The 25058-nt window shown below is 67.0% G+C and carries 21 protein-coding genes; 11 read left to right on the top strand and 10 right to left on the bottom strand.

Going from position 1 to position 25058, the window contains the following annotated elements; genetic code table 11:
* Positions 1-78: 78 nt before the first annotated feature.
* The 5 genes from ACWGL1_RS09070 to ACWGL1_RS09050 all read right to left on the bottom strand — a co-directional run bounded on the left by ACWGL1_RS09070 (position 79) and on the right by ACWGL1_RS09050 (position 6883).
* On the bottom strand, positions 79-3471 hold the full coding sequence (locus tag ACWGL1_RS09070; protein ID WP_452111797.1) for a class I SAM-dependent DNA methyltransferase: 3393 nt from the start codon (positions 3469-3471) through the stop codon (positions 79-81).
* A 146-nt stretch (positions 3472-3617) separates the two neighbouring features.
* Entirely contained in the window at positions 3618-4829 is a 1212-nt protein-coding gene (hutI, locus tag ACWGL1_RS09065) for an imidazolonepropionase (RefSeq protein WP_452111796.1), read from the bottom strand.
* Positions 4826-5263 (bottom strand): hypothetical protein, encoded by a 438-nt coding sequence (locus tag ACWGL1_RS09060; protein WP_452111795.1) that lies wholly within the window; start codon positions 5261-5263, stop codon positions 4826-4828. The genes hutI and ACWGL1_RS09060 overlap by 4 nt, the downstream gene beginning before the upstream one ends.
* Positions 5264-5274: 11 nt before the next feature.
* Positions 5275-6165, bottom strand: a complete 891-nt coding sequence (locus tag ACWGL1_RS09055) for an agmatinase family protein (RefSeq protein WP_452111794.1) — start codon at positions 6163-6165, stop codon at positions 5275-5277.
* A gap of 19 nt (positions 6166-6184) precedes the next feature.
* Positions 6185-6883: a UTRA domain-containing protein gene (locus ACWGL1_RS09050; protein WP_452111858.1), complete on the bottom strand. Its 699-nt coding sequence runs from the start codon at positions 6881-6883 to the stop codon at positions 6185-6187.
* An 86-nt stretch (positions 6884-6969) separates the two neighbouring features.
* On the opposite strand from ACWGL1_RS09050, the gene hutU reads away from it, so the two are divergent.
* Genes hutU through ACWGL1_RS09035 form a run of 3 tightly spaced genes read left to right on the top strand, consistent with a single transcriptional unit; the run spans position 6970 to position 10734 of the window.
* The gene (hutU, locus tag ACWGL1_RS09045) at positions 6970-8646 is read left to right on the top strand and encodes a urocanate hydratase (RefSeq protein ID WP_452111793.1); all 1677 of its coding nucleotides are present in this window, start codon (positions 6970-6972) and stop codon (positions 8644-8646) included.
* A 4-nt stretch (positions 8647-8650) separates the two neighbouring features.
* Complete coding sequence (hutH, locus tag ACWGL1_RS09040) at positions 8651-10183, top strand: histidine ammonia-lyase (RefSeq protein ID WP_452111792.1); 1533 nt, start codon at positions 8651-8653, stop codon at positions 10181-10183.
* A gap of 56 nt (positions 10184-10239) precedes the next feature.
* Positions 10240-10734: a hypothetical protein gene (locus ACWGL1_RS09035; protein WP_338578573.1), complete on the top strand. Its 495-nt coding sequence runs from the start codon at positions 10240-10242 to the stop codon at positions 10732-10734.
* A gap of 33 nt (positions 10735-10767) precedes the next feature.
* Here ACWGL1_RS09035 and ACWGL1_RS09030 read toward each other — a convergent pair whose 3' ends face one another.
* Genes ACWGL1_RS09030 through ACWGL1_RS09020 form a run of 3 tightly spaced genes read right to left on the bottom strand, consistent with a single transcriptional unit; the run spans position 10768 to position 14443 of the window.
* Positions 10768-11529 (bottom strand): peptidase, encoded by a 762-nt coding sequence (locus ACWGL1_RS09030; protein WP_338578572.1) that lies wholly within the window; start codon positions 11527-11529, stop codon positions 10768-10770.
* Between the two features lie 50 nt (positions 11530-11579).
* Complete coding sequence (gene fni / locus ACWGL1_RS09025; protein ID WP_452111857.1) at positions 11580-12593, bottom strand: type 2 isopentenyl-diphosphate Delta-isomerase; 1014 nt, start codon at positions 12591-12593, stop codon at positions 11580-11582.
* Between the two features lie 35 nt (positions 12594-12628).
* Positions 12629-14443 carry a PPC domain-containing protein gene (locus ACWGL1_RS09020; RefSeq protein ID WP_452111791.1) on the bottom strand — a complete coding sequence of 605 codons (1815 nt, stop codon included), beginning with the start codon at positions 14441-14443 and terminating at the stop codon, positions 12629-12631.
* A gap of 93 nt (positions 14444-14536) precedes the next feature.
* Between ACWGL1_RS09020 and folD the strand changes: the two genes are divergently transcribed.
* The 5 genes from folD (at position 14537) to ACWGL1_RS08995 (ending at position 18641) form a co-directional block, all read left to right on the top strand.
* A complete protein-coding gene (gene folD / locus ACWGL1_RS09015; protein ID WP_291774823.1) occupies positions 14537-15460 on the top strand; it encodes a bifunctional methylenetetrahydrofolate dehydrogenase/methenyltetrahydrofolate cyclohydrolase FolD in 924 nt (307 codons plus the stop codon).
* Positions 15461-15556: 96 nt separating this feature from the next.
* Positions 15557-16255: a LemA family protein gene (locus ACWGL1_RS09010; RefSeq protein WP_338578568.1), complete on the top strand. Its 699-nt coding sequence runs from the start codon at positions 15557-15559 to the stop codon at positions 16253-16255.
* 7 nt (positions 16256-16262) lie between these two features.
* Positions 16263-17132 carry a TPM domain-containing protein gene (locus ACWGL1_RS09005; RefSeq protein WP_452111790.1) on the top strand — a complete coding sequence of 290 codons (870 nt, stop codon included), beginning with the start codon at positions 16263-16265 and terminating at the stop codon, positions 17130-17132.
* Positions 17126-17815 carry a TPM domain-containing protein gene (locus ACWGL1_RS09000; protein WP_452111789.1) on the top strand — a complete coding sequence of 230 codons (690 nt, stop codon included), beginning with the start codon at positions 17126-17128 and terminating at the stop codon, positions 17813-17815. The genes ACWGL1_RS09005 and ACWGL1_RS09000 overlap by 7 nt, the downstream gene beginning before the upstream one ends.
* A gap of 70 nt (positions 17816-17885) precedes the next feature.
* Positions 17886-18641, top strand: coding sequence for an endonuclease/exonuclease/phosphatase family protein (locus ACWGL1_RS08995; protein WP_452111788.1), 756 nt, complete (start codon positions 17886-17888; stop codon positions 18639-18641).
* Here the strand turns inward: ACWGL1_RS08995 and ACWGL1_RS08990 are convergent.
* A complete protein-coding gene (locus ACWGL1_RS08990) occupies positions 18626-20104 on the bottom strand; it encodes a phospholipase D-like domain-containing protein (protein ID WP_312220547.1) in 1479 nt (492 codons plus the stop codon). The two genes, ACWGL1_RS08995 and ACWGL1_RS08990, sit on opposite strands and share 16 nt — an antisense overlap.
* Positions 20105-20138: 34 nt before the next feature.
* On the opposite strand from ACWGL1_RS08990, the gene ACWGL1_RS08985 reads away from it, so the two are divergent.
* The 3 genes from ACWGL1_RS08985 (at position 20139) to ACWGL1_RS08975 (ending at position 23881) form a co-directional block, all read left to right on the top strand.
* On the top strand, positions 20139-20450 hold the full coding sequence (locus ACWGL1_RS08985; RefSeq protein ID WP_291774804.1) for a hypothetical protein: 312 nt from the start codon (positions 20139-20141) through the stop codon (positions 20448-20450).
* A 142-nt stretch (positions 20451-20592) separates the two neighbouring features.
* Complete coding sequence (locus tag ACWGL1_RS08980) at positions 20593-23160, top strand: tipN (RefSeq protein ID WP_452111787.1); 2568 nt, start codon at positions 20593-20595, stop codon at positions 23158-23160.
* Between the two features lie 118 nt (positions 23161-23278).
* Positions 23279-23881, top strand: coding sequence for a hypothetical protein (locus tag ACWGL1_RS08975; protein WP_338578561.1), 603 nt, complete (start codon positions 23279-23281; stop codon positions 23879-23881).
* Here the strand turns inward: ACWGL1_RS08975 and ACWGL1_RS08970 are convergent.
* A complete protein-coding gene (locus ACWGL1_RS08970; protein WP_452111786.1) occupies positions 23867-25036 on the bottom strand; it encodes an MFS transporter in 1170 nt (389 codons plus the stop codon). The genes ACWGL1_RS08975 and ACWGL1_RS08970 overlap by 15 nt on opposite strands.
* Positions 25037-25058: the final 22 nt, after the last annotated feature.

Below are 25058 nucleotides of genomic sequence, written 5' to 3'. Positions count from 1 at the left end.
TCGGTAAAGCAAAGGGCGGTCCCGCCGGAACCGCCCTTATGTGACTTAATGATCGCCGCGCCCGGCGGCTAGGTCAAATCAGTGACGCCGCGGTGAGAACCAACCGTCGTCCGTCCGCTGAACCGACCCCGCCACAGCCAGGACGGCCAGCATTTCCTCCACCCGATCCGTCTCTAGAGCTCCGATCCGCCCGCCGAAACGGCGCGCCAGATCCAGCGATTGCAATGGGGCGCCTTCACGCCTCAGTTGCTCCAGCAGCGCTCCGGCCAGTTCATCCAGCGCCTCAGGCAAGGGTCGGAGATCGACGACTCGCGCCAGGGGCGCCTCGATCTGCACTGGAGCCCGCGTCAGCTTGACCCGCGTCCTCTGATAAGCCGGTCTCAGGAAGCGGACTGTGCCGCCCGCCTCCTGGCGCGCGCGCTCAAGATTGAGCGTCAACAGAGCCTGAAGCACCGCCGCATCCTCGACCTCTGCAGGCCAGCCATAGGCTCGCAGTACGGTCGCATCCAAACGCTGATGCAAATGATTCAGGACGTGCATCTTGCTTGAAATCGACCGGCCCTGCTTCGCCGCACGTTCACGCTCATTGTAGAGCGCCGTCATCGTCAGACTCTGATCGTCCGACAGCATCTGGCGACGCAGCGCCTCTATCTCCTCGGCGAGTTCGCCGATCTCGACCCCGACAGACCCATCAAGGTCAGGAAAGGGGAAGGCGTCAAAGCAGACCTTCTTGTTGTAGACGGGGCGGTCCTCAAGCCGGCCTCCGCGAGCCAAGGCCCAAAGGCCGTGCACACGGGACGACAGAACGCCCAACACGCTGGCATCGTCTGAAGCGATCGTCACCACCGTATTGTCCGGAAGAACGTCCCCTTCAAGGAAGCAAAACCAGCGATGCTTGGACTTCTCGACTGTCGCAATATAGCGCGGCAGTCCCTCGAGAGCCTCACGAAACGCACCGCGCGGCTCGCCGAAAATCCACCAGTTGTCTCGGTAAGTCCCGCGCGCGTTCCGGGTCCGTTCCGGCTTCACCGTTTCCGATAAGTGTCGAACGATCGCCGGCCAACGCTCACGCGCTTCCTCCTCGCTCCACCCGAACAGGTCGATCACCTTGACGCCTCTCGGCCGCGCCGCCAGATCGCGACCGTTGCGATAATCCCTGATCGGGGCCGGTTCGGTCGAGGCCGCCGCCAGAGCCTTCGCCTGATCGGCAGAAACGATGAAGCCCGCGCCGTGCAGTTTCACGCCTTGAGAGCATAGCAGGCCGTTGGCCTGGAGCGGGCATGCGTCGCCCAGGCCCCCGCCGATGCTCAGATCAGCGCCGATATCGCCTTGAGCCTCCTCAAATTTGATGTCCGGCTCTCCATCCACGCCGATCCCTTCGCTTAATACGGTCAGCAGGCGTCCCTGTCCTTCGGGTGCGCCGCGTTCCGCCACCGTCATGGCGATGCGAACCTCAGCGCGATCCGCGCCCTTGATCCATGGATGATCCGGTATGGCGAATGTCAGTCGCATCGCCGGCTCGCCATTCAGGTGATGTTCCAGAACGCGGCGAGAGAAGGTCTGAGTGATCGAGTTGGTGGTGATGAAACCGAAGCGCCTCAGCGGACTATTCTTCGTCGTCAGTAATTCGGCTGCACGGTCCCACCAGAGCATCACCAGGTCAGCCGAGCGGAAGCGCCCCTGCCTCACCTTCCACAGGGCGTCGACATAGCCGTCGCCCAGTTCGCGCCTCAGGTCCTTACCGCCCATGAAAGGCGGATTGCCGATGATGAACTGCGCCAGGGGCCATTGGGCTGGCCGGGGATCGAAGTATCGAACGACATTCCTTTCCTCGTGCTCGCCTTTTCTCAACAGACGGACCGGCCGTCCCTGCTCATCACGCTGAAAATCACTTCCGGCCCAAACCAGCAGAGCGTCGGCTCTCAGAATGCGCTCCGCGCGCGGCGGGCGCAGACAAAGAAGGTCCGCAGGCGCGTCTCCATTACGAAGACGCCATTGCAGATAACCAATCCACATGACCATTTCCGCGATCGAGGCGGCATGGGCGCTTTTCTCGATGCCCCAGAACTGGTTCGGCCCAACACAGCACCTGGATCTGGACGCAGCCACATCCCCGAAGTCCTTCATGAGGTCCAGAACGTTGCTTTCCAAGTCCTTCATCATAGCCATGGCGACATAGAGGAAGTTGCCGGTCCCGCACGCCGGATCGAGAACCTTGGTGGAGCAGAGCGTCCTGTGAAACGCCCGAACGGCCTTCCTTCCCTTCTCCACACGTCCATGAGCGAAGTCATAGACAGCCGAAGCACGCATCGCTTCAAAATCTGCCCGCAAGGGCTCCATGATCGTCGCTTCAACCAATCGCTGGACATAGACTCTGGGGGTGTAGTGGGCGCCCAGTTCCCTGCGATCATCCGGATCCAGAGCCTGCTCCAACAGGGTCCCGAAAGTCGCCGGTTCAACCGATTTCCAATCATGCCTCGCCGCGATGATCAGCACTTCCAGTTCATCCTCGGTCAAGGCGAGCGCCGCCTCTTCGCGAAACAGCCCTCCATCGAAGCGGGGCAGGTCCTGCCGCAATGCAGCGCAATGGCCGCCGCGCCTCATGTGTCGAAAAACGTCCGTCGCACTTATGTGAAAACGATCAGCCTTGCCGCGATAGCTCTGCAGCAGCTTGAGAAAGCCCCGGTTCCGGATCAGACCCACGCTGTCGGCGAACATCGCGAAGACGCATTGCAGCACGAACATAGAGATGCGCCGTTCCGATATCGGCTGGAGCAAGGGTTGCTGATCTTCCAACACTCGCTGGCGGATCAAGCGGATCAGCTTGCCGAGCGCGGCGGCGATTTCACTGGTCGCCTCTGCGATCGGCTTGGCGGGGTCCAGGCTCCCCGGATCGTTCCAAACCTTCCGCAAACGCTCTCGAACCTCCGGTTCTCGCAGGTCAGTCAGAGCGATCCGGCAACGCTCCAAATCCGGAAACGGCGCATACCCCTTTCCGCCTCTCTGCCATTCTGACCACAGGTAGATCGCTTCACCGACATCCACCAGCACGAGGAATGGCGGCCGCTCAGGCAAAGCCTGAGCATAGTTTTCCGCTTGCTGGCGGGCGCCGACCATCAAGCGTTTGATCGCCTCCTCTTCCCGAGCGGAGCGTCGACGTTTTCGCCGGTCCAAGAAAGCCATGAGTTGGCGAAGGTCGTACTCGCCTCCCGGAGCACGCTTCTTGGACTGCTTGACCTCCATCACGAAGGAAGCGCGCTTGAAGCAATCAATGGAACCCGAACATCCCTTACCCTCGCGGAACGGGAATTTCACGGCACGCTCGAAACAATAATCGCGATCGCCCGCACTCTCCTGGTCGGGCGCGGCTACACCCAGGACCGCGCAAAGCTGAATGATGAAGGTCTGGTAGTTCGACCGCTCGGTAAGCGTCGCGCCGCTCCAGCGCGTGATGAATTCTTCCACATCCATGGATTATTCCCCCTTCCGACAACACGGAAAGAGAGAACATCAAGAACAATACAACTTCGAGTTAACGCACGCTCGCATTACGCGAAACGCCTCGAGCCGCCAATCATCCGCATCGCCACGGCGCCCATTCCGCCTTTTTCAGAATCTCACATCGCGCGCCCCGCCAGATAGCGACGATTCAGCAGCGGCTTGCCTAGCCAATAGGCCAGCTCCGCCGGACGGCTGATGTCCCAGACGGCCAGGTCGGCGGCCTTGCCCGCCTCAAGCGTGCCGATCTCGTCCTGCAGGCCCAGCGCGCGGGCCGCGTTGCGCGTGGCGCCCGCCAGCGCCTCTTCCGGCGTCAGGCGGAACTGGACGCAGGCCAGGTTGATCGCCGCCGTCATCGACGCGACCGGCGAGGTGCCCGGGTTGCAGTCTGTCGCCACCGCCATGCGCGCGCCATGCTGGCGCAGCAGGGCGATCGGCGGCGCCTGGGTCTCTCGCAGCATCAGGAAGGCGCCGGGCAGCAGCACCGCCACCACGCCCGCCTCGGCCATCGCCTTCACACCCGCCTCGGTCGTGTGCTCGATATGGTCGGCCGATAGCGCCTGATAGCGGGCGGCCAGCGCCGCCCCGCCACCGTCCGACAATTGGTCGGCGTGCAACTTGACAGGCAGGCTCAGTTCCTCAGCCTTGTCGAACAGACGGCTGACCTCCTCGACCGAGAAGGCGATGGGCTCGCAATAGGCGTCCACCGCATCGACCAGCCCCTCAGAATGGGCGGCGGGCAAGATTTCGTCCACAGCCTTGTCCACATAGACGGCGCGGTCGGCCTTATGCTCCGGCGGCACCGCATGAAGGCCGAGATAGGAGGTGCGCACCCGCACCCCGGCCTCGCGCCCGATGCGGCGCGCGACACGCAGCATCTTCAACTCGCTGTCGTGGTCCAGACCATAGCCCGACTTGATCTCGACCGTGGTGACGCCGGTGGCCTTCAGCCCCTCAAGCCGCGCCAGAGCCGAGGCGTAGAGCTGATCCTCGCTCTCTTCGCGCGTGGCGCGCACGGACGAGACGATGCCGCCCCCGGCGCGTGCGATCTCTTCGTAGGTCGCGCCCTCCAGCCGCCGCTCGAACTCGCCCGAGCGGTCGCCGCCGAAGACCAGATGGGTATGGCAGTCCACCAGCCCAGGCGTGACCCAGCGGCCCTCCAGACGATCGATTTCCACAGCCTTGTGCACAGGCAGGTCCGCGCGCGGCCCGACCCAGGCGATGCGCCCATCCTTGATCAGGATGGCGGCGTTCTCGATGGCGCCATAGGGGGCGCCGCCCTCGGTCATGGTCGCGACGTGGCAGTCGGTGATGAGGCGGTCGTAGGTCATTGTCCCTGATCCGTTTTCAGCCTGACAGCGGCATCTTTCAAAGCTTCGACCACCTTCGGGTCGACTACCTCAACCGGGGCAAATTGGCCGATCACATACCAACTGCCCCACCGCCAAGGCTGCAAAGGGATGTCGCTGGCTCGAATGCGGCGCGCAAAAGCGATGACCACGCCTTCTGAAGGCGTCTCCCCGCAGTTCAAACTGACGTTGGCCACACTTCGTCGAGGCGGCGACCGGCCATAAAGGGGAACCACCGGAACAAGCTGGCTCTGAGCCTCCTCCACGGGTGTCGCCCTGGCCAGGAAGACAGCGTCTGAATCTCTCCAAAGGCTTTGCTGAAAGTACAGGTCCTCACGGTAGGTCGTCGCAAAATAGGTGCAAGGCCAGGCGGGCGCCGCCGCTAGAACGCCCAGCAGGAGAACAGCCGCCGCCATCCAGCGTCGTGTCATCGCGCAGCCACCCCGCTGAGGATTTCGCAGAACCAGCGCCCCGCCGTCAGGGAGCCGAGGTCACCGACTTCCAGAGAGGGATCGTATTCGGTCAGGTCGACTGCGCGGACCTTGGGATGGGCGCCGATGGCGCGGGCGGCGTCGAAGAAGTCGTGAACCGAGACTCCGCCGGGGCGCGCGCCGGGGCTGGCGGGCCACTGGCTGCGGTCGATGACGTCGATGTCGAAGTCGACATAGATGACCTCGCACAGGGACGACAGGCGCTCCAGTTCCTCGACCACGATACTGGCCAGACCGCGCTGGCGGCACTCGCGGGCGGTGCGGACGCTGATGCCTGAGCCTTCCGCCTTTTCATGGGCGCGGCGGGTGTTGGCGAAGGGGGCGAGGCCGACCTGGCTGATGCGATGACCGTCCATGCCGTCGTCCAGCAAAGCCTGGATCGGATTGCCGTTGGTCAGGCCCTGATCCGTGTCGCGCAGGTCGAAATGGGCGTCCAGCGTCAGAACCCCGACGCGGTCGAGGCCGAGGGCATGAACGCCCGGCCGGGTGATGGCGTTGTTGCCGCCGACCAGAATCGTGAGGTCGCGATGGGCCTGCGCCGCCACCGCGTCGCGCACCGGCTCGAAGGCGTCGAAAGGCGAGACGGCTTTCAGCGCCACATCGCCCGCGTCGTGGACCCTAATCTCGAGTTCCATGCCCGTCTCGACGTCATAGGTCGACAAACGCGGCAGCACGCCTCGCAGGGCCTTCGGTCCCAGATCGCAACGGCCCGGCGTCAGCGACCGCTCGTTCAGGGGCGCACCGATCAGGGCGACGCGCGCGTCGGGATGATGGCCCACCAGATCGCCGACAGATCGCCACCCCAGGGCTTCAGACGGTTCGCTCATGGGGGTCATCCTTTAGCAATTAACTTTTAGTGGGGGAAAAGCGCGCGACCAGATCATAGGCCGCGCCGGGGAAAATCTGTGAGGCCCAGGTCACGCCCTGACCGTCGCGCCAAGTGCGACGCTCAAGCCGCAGACAGGGCGCGCCGTCGGCCAGCCCCAGACCCGCCGCCGTCTCATGATCGGCGCCGACGGCAGAAATGCGGTGCTCGGCCTCGGTCCAAGGCATGTGAGCCAGCAGCCAGCCGCCCGGCGGCTGCGTGGTGAAATCGGCGGCCTCCGCCTCGGGCGCTGCGGACAAAGAGATCAGGCGGCGCTCGAACACGAAGGGCAGATCGTCGGCCAGATGCAGGGTTTCCAGCTCGATCACCCGATCGCCCAGTCCTTCATCGGGGCTCGCGGGGCGCACGATGCGGCCCAGCAGGCGATGGGAATAGGCCAGCCCCCGCCCCTCGACCTCGGACTGGATGTCAGGAATGGCGACCAGAGCCGAGGAATGCACCGGCGGATGGGCCACCACGGTTCCGGCGCGGCGACGGCGAACGACCAGCCCGCGAGACGCCAGATCAGACATCGCGCGCGACACCGTCATCCGCGCACAGCCGTATTCCGCCGTCAGTTCAGCCTCGGTCGGGATACGGAAACCCGGCCGCCACTCGCCCGAGGCGATGCGGCGCTCGATGTCGCCCGCGATCCGGCGATGAAGCGGCTCCTGATCCATCATGCGAAACTGCCCCTTGCGCGCACTAATGTCTAGACATAACACTGAGCCCAACATTCGACGGCCGAAGCCGCATGGAGGATTCGATGTCCACGCCCAACACTCGCCAGAATACCAGAGTGATCCGTAGCCCGCGCGGGTCGGAAAAGACCGCTAAAACCTGGGCGGCCGAGGCCGCGATGCGGATGCTGATGAACAACCTCGATCCCGAGGTGGCCGAGCGCCCCGAAGACCTGGTCGTCTATGGAGGCATCGGCAAGGCCGCCCGCAACTGGCAGGCGTTCGACACCATCGTCGACCAACTCAAGAAACTGGAAGCCGACGAGACGCTGATGGTCCAGTCGGGCAAGCCGGTCGGCGTCTTCCGCACCCATGTCGACGCGCCGCGCGTACTGATCGCCAACTCCAACCTGGTGCCCAAATGGGCGACCTGGGAGCATTTCAACGAGCTCGATAAGAAGGGCCTGGCCATGTACGGCCAGATGACCGCCGGGTCGTGGATCTACATCGGCACCCAGGGCATCGTTCAGGGCACCTATGAGACCTTCATGGAAGCCGGTCGCCAGCACTATGGCGGCGACTGGTCGGGCAAGTGGATCCTGACGGCGGGCCTGGGCGGCATGGGCGGCGCCCAGCCTCTGGCCGCCACCATGGCCGGCGCGTCCTGCATCACCATCGAGTGCCAGCGCAGCCGCATCGAGTTCCGCCTGCGCACCCGCTACGTCGACGTCATGGCCGAGACTCTGGACGAGGCGCTGGCCCTGTTGGAGCAATCATTCAAGGACAAAAAACCCTTGTCGATCGGCTTGTTGGGCAATGCGGCTGATCTTCTGCCTGAAATGGTCAAGCGCGGCGTCCGCCCCGACCTGGTGACCGATCAGACCAGCGCTCACGACCCGGTCAACGGCTACCTGCCCTCGGGCTGGACCGTCGCCGAGTGGGAGGAAAAGCGCGTCAGCGACCCCGCCGCCGTCGAAAAGGCCGCCCGCGCGTCGATGGCGACCCACGTCAGGGCCATGCTGGACTTCCAGAAGATGGGCGTCCCCACGACCGACTACGGCAACAACATCCGTCAGGTCGCCTTCGATGAGGGCGTCGAGAATGCCTTCGACTTCCCCGGCTTCGTCCCTGCCTATATCCGCCCGCTGTTCTGTCGCGGCATCGGGCCGTTCCGCTGGGCCGCCCTGTCGGGTGATCCCGAGGACATCCGCAAGACGGATGAGGCGATGAAGACGCTGTTCCCCGACAACGCGGGCCTGCACCGCTGGCTGGACATGGCGGGCGAGCGCATCGCCTTCCAGGGCCTGCCGGCGCGCATCTGCTGGATCGGCCTTGGCGACCGTCATCGCGCGGGCCTGATGTTCAACGAGATGGTGAAATCGGGCGAGCTGAGCGCGCCCATCGTCATCGGCCGCGACCACTTGGACAGCGGCTCCGTCGCCAGCCCGAACCGCGAGACCGAGGCCATGATGGACGGCTCGGACGCCGTGTCCGACTGGCCCCTGCTGAACGCCCTGCTGAACACGGCCTCGGGCGCGTCGTGGGTGTCGCTGCACCACGGCGGCGGGGTCGGCATGGGTTATAGCCAGCACTCGGGCGTCGTCATCGTAGCCGACGGCACGGAAGAAGCCGCCAGACGTCTGGAGCGCGTTCTGTGGAACGACCCGGCCACCGGCGTCATGCGCCACGCCGACGCCGGATATGACATCGCCAGGGACGCCGCGCGCGAACATGGCCTGAACCTGCCCTCGCTGGACCTGTAAGCTTATGACCACCACCATCGAAATCGGCGCCGCGCCGCTCACCCTCGCCCAGCTTCGCGCCACCCTGAGCGGCCCCGTCGCCGTCAGCCTGACCGACGCCGCCTGGGCCAATGTCGAGAAGGGCGCGGCGACCGTCGCCGCCATCCTGGACGAAGGCCGCACGGTCTATGGCATTAACACCGGCTTCGGCCTGCTGGCTAACACCAGCATCGCGGTGGAAGACCTTGAAACCCTTCAGAAGAACCTGGTGCTCAGCCATGCCTGCGGCGTCGGCGAGCCGCTGAGCGAAGACACCACCCGCCTGCTGATGGTGCTGAAGATCGCCAGCCTGTCGAAGGGCGCCTCGGGCATCCGTCGCCACACGCTGGAAACGCTGATCGGCATGGTCAATGCGGGCGTCCTGCCGCTGATCCCGTCCAAGGGTTCGGTCGGCGCCTCAGGCGATCTGGCGCCGTTGGCCCATATGTCGTGCGTCCTGATCGGCGTCGGCGAGGCCCGCTATCAGGGCCAGACAGTGGACGCTGTTTCAGCGCTGGCCAAAGCCGGACTGAAGCCGGTCGTTCTGGGCCCCAAGGAAGGTCTGGCCCTGCTGAACGGCACCCAATGTTCGACGGCGCTGGCCCTGACCGGCCTGTTCGCCGCTGAGGATGTCTTCGCCGCCGCCATCGCGGCGGGCGGCCTGTCGGTCGACGCTCTGCTGGGTTCGGACGCGCCGTTCGATCACCGCATCCACGCCCTGCGCGGCCAGCCGGGCCAGATCGACGTGGCCCGTCGCCTGCGTGAACTGCTGACTGGCAGCGCCATCCGCGACAGCCACCGCCACGACTGCGCCAAGGTGCAAGACCCCTACTCCCTGCGCTGCCAGCCGCAGGTCATGGGCGCGACGCTGGACGTGCTGCGCAACGCCGCCGCCATGCTGGAGCGTGAAGCCAACGCCGTGACCGACAATCCGCTGGTCTTCATCGAAGACGGCGATGTCATCTCGGGCGGCAACTTCCACGCCGAACCTGTTGCTTATGCAGCCGATCAGATCGCCATGGTCCTGTGCGAGATTGGCAATATCAGCGAGCGCCGCACCTCCATCCTGGTCGATCCGAAGATGACCGACCTGCCCGCCTTCCTGGTCAAGGACAGCGGCGTGAACTCGGGCTTCATGATCGCCCAGGTCACGGCGGCGGCCCTGGTGGCCGAGAACCGCATGGTGGCCCATCCCTGCGTCATCGACACCGTACCGACCAGCGCCAATCAGGAAGACCACGTCTCCATGGCCACCCACGGCGCGCGCCGCCTGCTGGACATGGCCGCCAACACGGCGACCGTAGTGGGCATCGAACTGCTTGCCGCCGCCCAAGGCATCGAGTTCCGTCGTCCACTGACCTCGTCGCCGGAACTGGAGCAGACCTACGCCATCGTACGCGAAGCCTGCGGCCCCTACACCGAAGACCGCTATTTCGCGCCGGACATCGCTCGTGCGACGGAAGGCGTGCGCGCGGGCCGTTATCGCGCCTTCGCAGGCGATCTCCTGCCTTCGGCTTGAACCGGACGGCGGTGGAGCGCTTTCATAGGCAACGTGAACGCGGACCGCCCCCGAGCATGAACAGGAATGCCGTCATTCTGGTCTCCGCCGCCCTGGTTCTAATGGGACTGGGGGCGGCCGGCTGGGCTGCGTGGAACTCGACTTCCGTAGCGCATGGCGGACGAGGATCAGGCCCGGCTGTCGTTATCGAAGTCGTTCCGCCCGTTGAACCTGACCTTCCGGTCGGCTCCATCATGGCTGTTGGAGAATTGCGGGATGGATACGACCATGATCCCGACCGGCTCGCCGGCGTCCCGGGGGATGACGAACCTTATGTCGAAAGCGCCTGGCTGGAGTTGACGCCCGACCCGCCGCCGCCGCCCGAACAGGAAACGCCGCCGCCCCTTATCCGCCTCTCGCCGCCGCAGCCTGCGCCACAGCTGGAAGGGGATGACTATGGCTTCGGCTTTGACGCCCCCCAGCCCGACTACGCCGCCGAACGCGAGGCGCGCCAGTCCGCGCTCAGGGAACCGTTAGAAACGCGGCGCGCATCGGACAGCGTCTTCTATTGAAAAAGGCCCCGGTTTCACCGGGGCCTTTCCGCGTCAGCGCATTGTCGTGACGGAGACCGTGTAGTCGCCTTCCTGCGCCGAGCTGAGGCTGTTGGCGCGGAAGGAATAGGAGCCGGGACGCAGGTTCTGGGTGACCATGGCGCTGGTGCCGCCGCCGCTGTCGTCGTCGGAGGCCAGGCTGTCGCCGTCGCACTGCGGCCCTTCGTGCAGCGAGAGGTAGGCGTCGAACTGCGCCGAATCCATGCGAACCGAGACATTCCCACCGCGACTGACACTCAGCGCGTAGCAGTCGTAGAAGGAGCCGTCATCCGCCTGGCGGTCGCTGAACTCGAGGCGGCCCTGGCGGCTTTCGCCGACCGAAATCGGCACGACCTGAGTGGTCGGGCGCAGGCGCTGACCTTCAGAGACGCTGAGACGGAAGGAACCGGTCTCGCCCTCGCTGAGCGTATTGGCGCGGATGATCCAGTTTCCGCCATTGGAAACAAAGCGCAACTGCGAGTCGGTGCCCATGTCCGGACCGTCGTCGTTCGTCACCGACGTTTCATCGCAATCTGCACCGGCGCCCGCCATCAGATAGGTATCGAAGTCCTCGGACTGCATCGTCACCGTGTAGGCCTGACCTGCCTGCGTCTGGACGACGTAGCAACGGTAATGGGACCCGTCGTCCATGCGCGCGTCCTTGCTGCTGAAATTGCCGGTCACCGTCTGGCCGGGGCGGATGGTGCTCTGGGCGGCGGCGGCGCCGGCCAGAAGCAGGGACGACGTCAGGATCGACGACATCAGCAGGGCGCGCATGGGAATCTCCTTGGGTGCGACGCAAAAACGTGCGGGCGGAAATGCCCGACTTATTTGACAGGAAGCAATGGAACTCGTTTCAACGCCGCTAAATTTGAAGCGTTTACGCAGAAACACACGGTGCGCAGTTGCCGAATGGTCAACTGGAAGCGCTCGATGACGGCCTCGGTCGAGACGGTGGCGGCCTGAATGACGCCCGAGGCCATGCCGACCACGTCCGCGCCCAACCGGATCGCCTTGGCCGCGTCGACGCCGTCGCGCACGCCTCCAGATCCGATCAGCAAGGCGTCCGGCAAGGCGTTGCGCGTCTCAGCCAGAGCGCGCGCGGTCGGCATGCCCCAATCGGCGAAGGCCAGGGCGTGCGCCTTGTCCGCCCCATCGGTCGCGCGCTCGCCTTCGATCAGGCCCCAGTTGGCGCCTCCGGCTCCGGCCACATCGACGCCCGCCGCACCCATGGCGATCAGACGCTGGGCCGTAACGGCGGAAATCCCGGCGCCCGTCTCCTTGACGATGACAGGCGCGTCCAGACCGCGGATCAGGGCCTGAAGCGCCGCGCCCACGCCCCACCAGTCGCGGTCCCCCTCCGGCTGACAGGCCTCCTGAAGCGGGTTCAGGTGAACGACCAGGGCGTCAGCGCCGATCATGTCCATCGCGCGACGCGCCTCATCCCGGCCGAATCCGCGCGTCAGCTGGGCCGCGCCGATATTGGCCAGGATCGGCGTGTCCGGCGCCTTCAGCCTCAGTGAGAAGTCCAGACCGCCTGCAGCCCCGCCTTCCAGCGCCGCCCTCTGCGACCCGACCGCCAGGGCGATGCCCAGATGCTGGGCCGCCTCGGCCAGACGGGCGTTGATCGCCTCGGCCCGCGCAGGGCCGCCGGTCATGGCGCTGATCAGGAAAGGCGCCTTCAGCCGCCGCCCCAGGAAGTCGACGCCCAGGTCGATTCGAGCATGGTCCAGGTCCGGCAGGGCCTCGTGCACGAAGCGCCAATCGTCGAACCCGGCCGACAGCGCATGACGACCGCCGCCGGCCAGCACCACGTCAAGGTGCTGGTCCTTCCGGCCCAGGATCAGGGCCGAAGCAGCGTCGTCGCCGGTTTCGCTCAGGGCTGCCGCTCCGTGATCAGGACATAGTCGCCGGTCGAGTTGGCGCCGAAGCTGCGGGCCCGCAGGACATAGGTCCCGTCGCGCGGCGCGGTCCAGTTCAGGCGGGCGTGGGTGTCGGACAGGCTGTCGTCGTCCTCCTCCAGCTTGAAGTAGTCGCCGTCCTTCTCTTCGCCGACCTCAATCACCGCGTCGAAGCTGCTGGCGATCAGGGTGAAGCGCAGCTTCTCATCCGCCTTGGCCTTGAAATGATAGGCGTCGTAGTAGATTCCGTCGTCAGTGATGCTGGCCCGCTCGGTCAGGCGGCCTCGCACGGTGGAGCCGATCAGCAAGCTGCCCGGCGAAGGCTCGCCGCCCAGATCCTGAAGCTCCAGCGCATAGAGCCCCTTGGCGTCGCGCGACCACGAACGTGCGCGCAGAACATAGTCGCCGGTCTCTGGCAGGGTGAAGATCAGGCGCGCGTCCGTTCCCTGGCCCAGACCGTCGTCATCGCTGGCGATCTCGCTGAAGTCCTCTTCGCCCTGCCCGAGTTGCAGATAGGCGTCGAAATCGCCGGACCGCATGACGGCCTGGACGCGCTGCCCCTCGGTCCCGCTGAAGATGAAGGCGTCATACAGCCGGCCGTCGTCGTCGGTGGCGTCGCTGCTGGTCAGTTCGCCCTCGACCGTCTGGCCGAAAGCAATGGCCGACGGCGGCGGCGGCGGCGCGATCTCTTCTATGTTCAGCGTATAGGGGCCCTCGCCGCTGGAGAAGGCGCGCGCCTCGATCAGATAATCCCCATCCTCGGTCAGGGTATGCGTCAGGCGGGAGTTCAGGTCGCCCGCGCTGTCGTCATCGGTCGCCAGACTGTTGTGGTTGGCGTCGAACAGCTCGAGGTAGGTATCGAAACCATCGGCCTTCATGGTGATGGCCACCCGCTGCCCGGCGCGCCCGCTGAAGCGATAGAGGTCCGCCGGCGCCCCGGAATCGCTGGTTGCGCTGTCTGGCGTCAGGCGTCCGCGCGTCTCCTCACCAACCGTCACCGACGTGGCAGTCGGCGCAGGCGGTCCCTGCTCCAGCGCCAGCCGATAATCGCCCTGGGCCGAGCTGTTATAGGACGTGGCGCGGATCAGATATTCCCCGGCCTGCGGCGCGGTGAACACCAGACGGGCGTTGAGGCCGGAGCCGCCGTCGTCGTTCTCGGCCATCTGGACAAAGGCGCCGTTGACGACGCGTCCGACGCGCAGGAAGGCGTCGAAATCGTCGGATTCCAGGTCGATCTTGACCCGTTCGCCCGCCGACGCGCGGAAGGCGTAGGCGTCATAACGGGCGCCGTCGTCATCCTCGGCGCTGTTCGATCCCAGGCTGCCCGTCGCGTCTCGGCCGACAGCGATCCGTCCTGGACGCGGCAGACGCGGCGCGGCTCGCTCCTTCAGCGACAACTGATAGTCGCCGGTCTCGATGCCCGAGAAGGTGCGAGCACGAACGATATACGCCCCCGCCTCCGGTGCGGTGAATCGCAGACGCGCGTTCAGCGCCCCTGCGCTGTCGTCGTCGCTGGCCAGGGAGTCCCGCAAGGAGCCCTCGGCGTAAATTTCCAGATAGGCGTCGAAATCGTCCGCCGTCATCTCGGCCTCGAGCCGCTGTCCGGCGCGCAGGTTCACGCGATAGTCGTCGTAGCGATAGCCGTCGCTTCCACGGGTGCGAGCGTCTCCCTCTTCCAGCCGCCCCCGGATGTCGTCGCCCAGCCGGGCGTCAGACGCCGTCTGGGCCCAGGCTGCGCCGGTGGACAGGATGGCGACGGCGCTGGCCGCCGCGAACAGGGAATAACGCATAAAAACCTCTTTGCTGGCGTCATCATAGACGCCGAACCGCAGCGCCTGTAAATCGCAGCCACGCTTTCCAGTTCCCGGCAGATGGAGCCAAATATGGCTGTCGAACCCGCCCGCGCCTCGCTGATCGACGGCAAGGCCTTCTCACAGACCCTGGTGGAGCGCGTCGCGGCCGCCGCCGCCCGGCTGGAATCCGCTCATGGCGTCAAGCCCGGCCTGGCTGTCGTCATCGTCGGCGAGGACCCCGCCAGCCAGTTGTATGTCCGCAACAAGGGCGAGACGACGCTGAAGGCCGGGATGCGGTCCGACACCCACCGCCTGCCCGCCGAAACGACCCAGGACGAATTGCTGGCCCTGATCGCCCAGTTGAACGCCGACGCGGGCATCCACGGCGTGCTGGTGCAGTTGCCCCTGCCCAAGCACATCGATTCGGCTGCTGTTCTGGACGCCATTTCGCCGGACAAGGATGTGGACGGCTTCCATGTCGTCAACGCCGGGCGCCTGGCCGTCGGCCTGCCGGGCATGATCCCCTGCACTCCCCTGGGCAGCCTGATGCTGCTGAAGGATCAGTTGGGCGACCTGTCAGGCCTGAACGCCGTCATCGTCGGCCGCTCCAACATCGTCGGCAAGCCGATGGCGCAACTGCTGCTGGGCGAAAGCTGCACAGTCACCATCGCCCACTCGCGCACCCGCGACCTGCCGGCCCTGTGCCGCACCGCCGATATTCTGGTCGCCGCCGTCGGCCGCCCGGAAATGATCAAGGGCGACTGGATCAAGCCCGGCGCCACCGTCATCGACGTGGGCATCAACCGCGTCCCCTCGCGCGATCCGGTCAAGGCCGCCGAAGGCAAGACCCGCGTGGTCGGCGACGTCGACTTCAACCAGGCGGTCGAGGTCGCCGGCCGCATCACCCCCGTTCCCGGCGGCGTCGGCCCCATGACCATCGCCTGCCTGCTGGCCAACACCTACACCGCCGCCTGCCGCACGGCGGGCGTGGAGCCGGAAGACCTGAACGGCTGAGACCTGCGTCAAAAATCCAGCCTTGAAGCGGAGCCTTTCGGCCCCGATAGTCTTTAGCGATCAGCGGTCCCGACCACCGCCCGCAGGAGCTTCTTCATGGCTGGTTTCTCGCCTCGCATCGCGGCCGTCGCCGCTGTCGTCGTCCTGGCCCCCGCCGTGGGCGCCTGCGGCTACAACACCATTCCGACCAAGCAGGAACGCGCCGAGGCCGCCTGGGCCGACGTTCAGAGCCAGTATCAGCGCCGCGCCGACCTGGTGCCGAACCTGGTCGCCACCGTGCAGGGCGCGGCCATTCAGGAGCGCACCACCCTGACCCAGGTGATCGAGGCGCGCGCCAAGGCCACCAGCGTCAACATCGACGCCTCGAACCTCGATGACGCCGCCGCCTTCCAGCAATACCAGCAGGCGCAAGGCGAGCTTTCCAGCGCCCTGTCGCGGCTGCTGGTGACGGTCGAGGCCTATCCTCAGCTCCAGGCCAACCAGAACTTTCTGACCCTGCAGTCGCAGTTGGAAGGGACCGAGAACCGCATCGCCGTGGCGCGCCGCGACTACAACGAAGCCGTGCGCGACTACAACACCACCCTGCGCACCTTCCCGAGCGTGATCTGGGCCAAGACGCTGCACGGCGGCTCCAAGCCCATGCAGTTGTTCACCGCCACGGCTGAGGCCCAGTCGGCGCCGACCGTGAACTTCGACCTGGGCGTCCAGCCCGGCGGCGGCGCGCCTGCGACGGCGCCCGGCGCCGCGCCCGGTTCGACGCCGCCTGCGGCTGCGCCCGCCCCGGCGGCGCAGTAAGCCTGAAATGAACCCTTCCGCCCTCGCCCTGAGGGAAGGCGCGGCGCGGGGCCTCCTCCCCGCGCTGATGCTGGGCCTCATCCTGTGGCTGGCCGCCCTGCCCGGCGCCGGCTTGGCCGCCGAAATCAGTTTTCCGGCGCTGACCGGCCGCGTGGTCGATGACGCCCAACTGCTGACGCCCGAACAGGAGCAGGCCCTGACCGGCAAACTGGCGACGCTGGAGCAGCAGACCGGCGACCAGTTGGTCGTCGTCACCTTGCCCTCGCTTCAGGATCAGGAGATCGAGGACTTCGGCTATCAGCTGGGACGTCACTGGGGCATCGGTCAGAAGGAAAACGACGGCGGCGCCCTGCTGATCGTCGCGCCGAACGAGCGAAAGGTGCGGATCGAGGTCGGCTATGGGCTGGAGGGCGTGCTGACCGACGCCTATTCGTCCCTGATCATCCGCAACGACATCCTGCCGCCCTTCCGCCAGGGCGACTACGCGGCCGGGATCATCGCCGGGACGGACGCCATCATCACCCAGTTGACCGCCGATCCGGCGGAGGCTCAGGCGCGGGCGGAAGAGGCCAAAAGCGCGGCGTCCCGGACGACCAAGCCGGTCCTGCCCGCCATTGTCATCCTGGCGGTCTTCGCCTTCATCTTCTTCGGCATGATCGGCGCCGCCGCAGGCGGTCGGAAACGACGCGGTCGCGGCGACGGCCTGTCGCCCATCCTGATCTGGGCCGCCAGCGAAGCCCTGCGTCACCGCGACGAAGATGATCGCGGCGGCTGGGGCGGCGGCGGAGGCTGGGGCGGCGGCGGCGGTTTCGGCGGCGGGGGTTTCGGCGGAGGCGGCGGCGGCTTCGGCGGCGGCGGCGCCTCGGGGGGATGGTGATGCAATTCACGAACGACGACCACGCCCGCGTGGCCCAGGCCATCGCTCAGGCCGAGGCGAACACCTCCGGCGAGATCTTCTGCGTCGTGGCGCGCCAGGTGTCCTCCTATCGCGACGTCAGCCTGGGCTGGGCGGCGGCTGCGGCCCTATTGCTGCCGCTGGGGCTGATCCCGTTCGGCTTCAACGGCGACTGGCTGACTTTCGGCGGCGGGTGGGAGATCGCCCACGCGCCCGCCGGATCGGCCGAGATCGGGCGCGCGCTGGCGGCTTATGGGCTGGTGCAGGCCGGGGTTTTCCTGGCCGTGTTCCTGCTGTCTCTGATCCCGATCGTGCGACGGCTGCTGACGCCTGCCGCCTTGCGTCGCACGCGGGTCCGCCGCGCCGCCATGCAGCAGTTCCTGGCCCACGGTCTGCACGTCACCGAAGCGCGCACCGGCGTCCTCATCTTCGCCGCCCTGGCCGATCATCAGGTCGAGGTGGTGGCCGATGAGGGCATCCATTCCTGCGTCAGTCCAGAGGTCTGGGCCGACGCGGTCGCCGCTCTCACCGGGGCCCTGCGTCGCGACCGACCGGTCGAAGGCTTCGAGAAGGCCGTCGCCCTGTGCGGTCAGGTGCTGGCGGAACGCTTTCCGCCCAAGCCCGCTGATGAAAATGAGATCCCCGACAAGCTGGTTGTCATCTAGTCCGGTTATCAGGGCCTCGCGACCGCCGCATTGAGGCGCGACAGTCGCTGCGATCGCGGGCAAGGAATTCATGCCGAGACTTCTGACCTACAACGTTCATCGCTGCGTCGGCGTCGATCGCAGACTGGATGTGCAGCGGATCGCCGACGTCATCGCCGAGCATGAACCCGACGTGGTCTGCCTGCAGGAGCTGGACGTCGGCCGCGCGCGCACCGGCTGGGTCGACCAGGCCGACGCCATCGCCCAACGCCTGGCGATGAGCGTGCAATTCCACCCCGCCATGAAGGTCGAGGCCGAGCTTTACGGCGACGCCATACTGACCCACCGTCCCGAACGACTGGTGCGCGCGGCCTCGCTGCCGACCCTGCCCGGCATCAAGGGGTTGGAGCCGCGCGGCGCCCTGTGGTCAGCCGTCGATTTCGACGGGGTGATCGTCAACATCATGAACACCCATCTGGGCCTGGTCCCGCGGGAGCAGCGGCTTCAGGCCGCCGCATTGATCGGCAATGAATGGCTGGGCGATCCCATGTGTCAGGGACCGACCATCCTGACCGGCGACTTCAACGCCACCTCGATCACCCGCCCTTATCAGGCTCTGACCCGGCGGCTGGACGACGCTCAGCGACGCCTGGGCCTGAAGCCCTCGATCAAGACCTTCCCGTCCAGCTTCCCGGCGATCCGCATCGACCACTGCTTCGTCAGCCGCGAGATTCGCGTGATCAGCGCCAGCGCCGCGTCATCGCCCCTGGCGCGAGCAGCGTCTGATCACCTGCCGCTCATCATCGATTTCGAAATCGATCAGCCCAAGAATCAGCCCGGCGCCTGACCGCCCTCGGACCTGGGCCGGGTGCGGTGCGAACGGTTGAGGCGCTTCCACGGCCGCCAGGCGTCGGTGGAGGAAACCGGATCGCCGAACTGCCACTCGGCGAACATCCGCTCCACCCGCGTCGGCTCGGCGGCGCCCAGCGGCTTCATCCGGCCCTGTCCAAAGGTCTGGATCGCCTGACCGACCGACCCCATCAACGTCTCGGCCTCGGCGAAGGCCTCGCCCGACACCCCGATGAAGTGACCCAGGGATCGGCGACGAAAACGCCGGATCACGTCGCGCTGTTCATCCGTCTCCGCCTCGACCGAGACGTCGCATTCCGTATCCAGCCCCATGGAGCGGTTGTTCAGATTGCTGGACCCGATCCGCAACAGTTTGTCGTCGATGATCGTCATCTTGGCGTGGACGATGATCCGCTCGCCTTCGTCCGTCACCGGATAGAAGGCGGTGAAGCGGTCGTGGCGGTCCGCCTGTTCCAACCGATACAGGACCTCGGCCCGCGCCGTATCCATGGTCAGGCCGTCGAACCAGCTGGGGCTTCGCCCGGTCGACACCAACACCACCTCCGGCCCGTCCGGCTCGGCCAGCCGTTCAGCCAGGGCCGCCGCCAGCAGGGGCGAGGTGAAATACTGGTTCTCCATATAGATCAGCGAACGCGCCCGCCGGATCGCCTCGAGATGCAGGGCCTCGTTCTCACGCACCTCGGGACGGCCGCGCACCTTGGGCTCGGTGCGCGATACGCCGATCTGCACCTGCGTCATCGAGGGCGACACGCCGTCTGGCCAGGAATCCCCGCATCTGGCCGTAACCGGGGAGAGCACCTCGCCCGTCCCCCTTCTCCACCGCTCGCGCGCCAGATCGCCAAGAGCCTGGGCGGCCGGCCCGTCCATTACGCACATGACCTCATGCCGGGGCGCGGGGATGACGCCGGTCGGCTCGCACCGGCGCGGATCGCCCGAGAAATGCTCGTCAGTGTCCCAGCGGTCGGTCGAGATATCGCCGCCGCCGCAAAAGGCGATCTGATTGTCGATCACCACCACCTTCTGATGGTGGCAGGCGCCCAGGATGCCGGGGCCGTCCAGTCGGAACTCGACGATGCGACGCCGGAACCAGCGCTGCGCCTTGTGCGGATAGAAGCCCTGCGAGGCTGCGATCAGCAACGGCGAACGCCAGATCAGCAGCCGAACGTCCAGCTCCGGCTTGTGGCGGACAAGGGCCTTCAGCTGATGGCCGATCTCGGCCCGACGATCGGTCAGCGGCCCTTCGGGATCCAGGCGCGTGCGCGGGTCGAACTGCCAGCCCAGAATCAGAATGGAGCGTTCGGCCTTGTGCAACGCCGACGCCAGGGCGTCGAAGTAGGCCTTATTCTCCATCAGGGGGGCGAACCGATGCGCCGTCGCAGACCGCCACACTCCGGTGGCCGTCTCCAGCAGGCTGCCCTCATAGAACTGGTCTGCTCCCATACCCCCTGCAATGGCTGATTCGCGTGACGACCCAATGGGCGTCCTGATCTCATCAGACGCCAGCGCGGCCGGATCGTTCCATTTTCGCATCAGTCGGATCAATGGCGACGCTTCGTCTGTTCGTCGCATTGTCGCCCGAAGATGTTTCTGGCATAGTCCAATTATGCAAGCTCTGATTGAGATGCTGGCCGGTTTGATCGCCCTGCTCGCCGCAGCGGCGTTGTCGCAATTCGGCGTCGACATGAATGCTCCGCGCAAGTCGGATCGTGAAATCCAACGGGTGCAGGATTGCGGCGACGCCAAGCCTGCGGCCGTGGTCCACGTGACCGCTCCGCCGTCCTGCTGATCCACAGATCACGCTGATCCCTGTCGGCTAAGGGCGATCTAATCCGCGCTCGAGCCTTTTCGCCTTACGATCCAGCCGTTAGGGTCCGTGCCCTGCGCCCCTTCGCCGCCTTCCTGGCGATCAGTGATCGAGACCGACGCCCATGAAATCCCGCCATCGGCCGCCGCTCAACCTGACCGAATCCGAACCTGTCTCGGAGACCGAGCCCCTGCCCGCGTCGGACACGGCTGAAGCCGCCGAGGCGGCGCCGGCAAAGCCCGACCCGACCCTTGAGCCCCTGCCCGAGGCGCCTCCGCGCCCCATGTCGGAACGCCAGCGCCGGCGTCTGGCCGAGCAACAGGCCCTGGCCGAGCAACGCGCCGCCGAGGCCGAGAAGGCTGCGCGCGCCCTGTCGCCCCTGGCCGAATCCGCCGACGCGCCGCCCGCCACGATAGCGCCCGCAGCCCCTCCCGCCCGAACGTCCGCCAAGCGACGCAAGGGCAAGGCCTCGAACGGCGCGGCCAACGCCTATCTGATCGCCGGCCTGGCTTCAGCCCTGTGGGTCGGCGGTCTGGCGTCGTGGTTCGCCTATGAGCTGGGCTCGGGAATGATGGAGCTCGATCCCCTGCGCCTGGCGGTCTACGCCCTGATCCTTCTGGCGCCGGTCGGCTTGTCCATCCTGCTGGCCCACGCCGTTCGCCAGGGCGCGGGACTGGCGCAGGAGACCAAGCGCGCGCGGGAGATGGCCGACGCCTTGGTGGGGCCGACCGCCCTGGCCGCCAATCAGGCGGGACAGGTGCTGAACACCCTGCGTGAGGATATCGACCGCGCCGCACAGTCGGCCGAGCGGGCTCGCGACGACCTGGCCTCCCTGCGCGAGGCCCTGGTCAAGGAATCCAACCTCCTGAACGAGGCGGCGGAGCTGGCGGGCGGCACGGCCCGTCGATTGGCCGAACAGCTGTCGCATGAGCGTGAGCAGATGGGGGTTCTGGGCGGCCAGCTGGAAAACCAGGCCTCGGCCGTGGTCGAGACGGTCGAGCGCCAGTCGCGCATGGTGGCGGACGCCTCCGACCTGGCCCAGACCCAGTTGCGTGAGGCCGAGGCCGCCCTGGCCGCCCGCGCTGCCGATCTGGCCGCTGCGGCCAACGAGGCCCAGGAAGCCGCCCGTTCCGCCTCCGACGATCTGGCGCGCCAGACCCTCCGTCTGGAAACGGCCGGCTCCGGAGTCGCAGAACAGATTCAGTCGGTCGAGGAAGGCCTGGGCCAGCAGCGCGCCGCCCTTGTCACAGCCGCCTACGCCCTGCGCACGGACCAGGAGGACTTCTCCGCCCAGATCGAGAGCCAGCGCGCCCAGCTTCTGGACCACCTGTCCCAGACCCGCACCGCCGCCGACGATCTGAACCAGCGAGGCGACGACGCCGCCGCCGCCATCAAGGCGCAGGTCGAGGCCGTGATCGACCAGTTCAAGGCCCTGGTGGAGATGTCGCAGCGCGAGGCCGACGGCTTCGACCACGCCACCAAGCTGTCGCTGGACCGCTTCGAGAGTCTGGCCGCCGAATCCCGCGACCTGCTGGTCGAGGAGACGCGACGTTCGCTGGAGGCGCTTCAGGCCACGGCCGAAGAGCAGCGCGCCGCGGCGCAGGCCGCGATCGAACAGGCTCAGATCCGCGCCGACCGCCTGGGCGAATCCCTGTTCGACGCCGCCCAGAAGGCCGACGAAGCGGCCGAGGCCCGCATCGACGGCGCCCGCCGCATCGTCGCCCAGACCGCCGACATGGTCGATCTGACCGGACAGAAGCTGGTCGACAGCCTCCAGGCGACCCTGGCTCAGGTCACCGACGCCCTGACGTCCGTCGAACAGGCGGTCGCCGAGATGGATCAGCGCGCCGCCCGCCTGCCCGACGAAGCGCGCGCCCGTGTCGAATCCGTGCGCCTCAGCGTCGAGGAAGGCCTGAGCGCCCTGACCGCCGCCTCGCGCAAGGCGGCCCAGGACACCGAGGCCCTGGACGCCGGCTTCCAGGACCGCGTGCGTCGCAATTATGAGATGCTGACCGAGGCCGTGCGTCTGATGGGCGCCGTGTCCGGCGAAGGCGGCGCCCGTCGTCGCCCGACGACGCCCGCAGCGCGCGAGGCCGCCCCGCCCCCCGCCTCCAGCCTGCGCGGCCGCCTGCGCCCCGAGCATCCGGCCGAAGCGGAAATCGAACCGATTCCTGCGGCCCCTGCCGTGCCGCCTGAAACGGCTCCAGCCGACCCCGCGCGCATCGGCGACGCCCTCAGCTGGCGCGATCTGGTCCAGCCGGAACAGGCGCCCGCCGCCCCGTCCGAGCCCAGCCCGCCGCTGGAGCTGAACGCCGCCATCGGCACGCCCGAAGAGATCGACGCCTTGGCGGCGCGCGTGACCTCGGCCATCCGTCGCATGGGGGTCGATCCCAACGCCCTGCTGCCGCGCTCCCGCGTGGAGGAAGCCGCCCAGGCCTTCTCCAGCCACGATCCGGCGCGCGCCCGTCAGATCGTCCGCCGCGTCGCGCCGGCCGCCGTCCGCAGCGTCTCGCGCCGTATTCTGGGCGACGACGCCCTGCGCGCCGACGCCGAGGCCTACGTCCGCGCCTTCGCCCAAGGGCTGAAGATTCAGGCAGAGCGCGGCAGCACCGACGACGTCCAGATGCGGCTGGCCACCGACGAGGGCCGCGCCTTCATGCTTCTGGACGCCGCCGTAGGCGACCTGAGCTGACCGTTTCGCCTTTTCATCTCGCCATCGCGGCGCCGGTCAGGCTTGACCTGACGCCGCATTTCAAAGCACCGTTCCGGCTGCGGCGCGCCATCGTGGCGCTAGAGGGGGTCTATTTCCTTTGACGGGTCTGGATTCCAACGGTCGTCCTGATCGGCGCCCCGCCATTTCCATCTGCGCCTGGTCGCCGTCGTATCGGGCCTGGGATCCTGTCGAGGATCTGTCCGGCGAGCCCTGGAACCCGCCTGGCGCCCGCACCTTGGCCACCCCCGGCGACGCCTCGGCCGAGACCTTGGCGGACACTCTGACGAACCTGCTGTCGGGGGGCGAATGCTCGGCCCTGCTCCTGGTCGGCCGCACGGTCCACGCCGGACCGGTGCGGATTCAGATGCGCGCGGAAAACCGCCGCCTGGGCGAGCCCGGTCGCCTGGGCAGCACCAACCCCAGCATTGCGCGTGTGACGGCGCCGGTCGCCGACATGCTTCGCGACCTTACGGCGGCGGGCGTTTCGGCCATCGCCGCCTCCGACGCCGAGGATGATGCGGGGAGCTACATTCTCTATCGCGTCCTGGCGGATCTTCCGGACAATCTGGAATCGCCGTCCATCGGCCTGCTGCGGATTCCCGACGGGACCAGCGAAACCATCGTCCGGACAGCGGTGAAGACAGCGGCCTCGGCCATGGCGCGGCGGCTGGCGCCCCTGCCCCGCTCAGTCGTGGCCTGACGCGGCTTCCTGCGCGCGAACCCACAGCCCGACCAGGGCGCCGATCAGCGCCAATCCGGCCATGGCCAGATAGGCCTTCAGCCCAACGATGTCGTACAGCGGCCCGCTGGCCAAGGTGGCCAGACCGATCAGCACCCCGGCCGACAGCGCCGAACTCAGCGTCTGGGCGGCGGTATGGCTGTCCGGCGGACACAGGCGTTCGACGATCTGCACCCCGGCCAGATAGGTCGCGGCGAAGGTCAGGGCGTGCAGCATCTGCAACGGGACGAGCATCCACAGCGGCGGGGCGAACGCCATCAGGCCCCAGCGCAGGATCGCCGCGCCCGCGCCGATGAACAACATGGTCCATGGACCGATCCCGATGCGGCGACGCCATGGCTCGATCCACCACATGAAACCGATCTCGACCACGACCGAGAAGCCCCACAACAGGCCCGTCACGCTCTCGGCCAGCCCCTGCGCGCGCCAGGCGATGGCCGAGAAGCCGTAATAGAAGGCGTGCGTCGCCTGCACCGCGCCGACGGAGAAGATGGCCGCCATGAACACCGGACGGCGCAACAACCGTCCCAGCCCCTGAAAGCGCTCCAACCGCGAAGCTGGACCGCCCTCGGCCACCGGCTCTACCGGAAGCACACGCCAGGCGGTGACCGCGATCAGCACCGCGGCGGTCACCGCCCAGAGGATGACGGCGTCGGATGAGACCTGCGTCAGCAGGGCTCCCATGGTCAGATTGGCGACGACGAAGGCCGCCGAACCGCAGCCGCGCGGCAGGGAGAAGGCGAACCCCTCGCGCCCCGCAACGCGCAGGGTCATCACATCGCTGAGCGGGATCAAGGCCGCCGCCGCCGTCGCCCCGACCAGCCAGAACAGGGCCCATGGAATGAAGCCCTCGACCAGTCCCGCCCCGCCATAGCCGACGGCCATGACCAGGCCCAGCAAGGCGATCGGGGTCCGGCGCAGGGCGAAACCATCAGCCCAGACCGCCAGCAGCGGACCGGTCAGGGCTCGCGCCAGCATGGGAATCGCCAGCAGGGCCCCGATCTGGGCGCCGCTCAGCCCCTGATCGCGGAACCACAGGCCGGCGAACGGCAGGGTCACGCCGCTGGCGCCGAACAGCAGGATATATTGCAGCGCCATGCGCGATGCGGCTTTCATCGGCGCGCGATAGCAGACTTCG

It is taken from the genome of Brevundimonas sp. NPDC055812, from assembly GCF_053616535.1.
The sequence above is the reverse complement of the archived record's forward strand: the minus strand, read 5'-3'. Positions and strand labels throughout refer to the sequence as shown.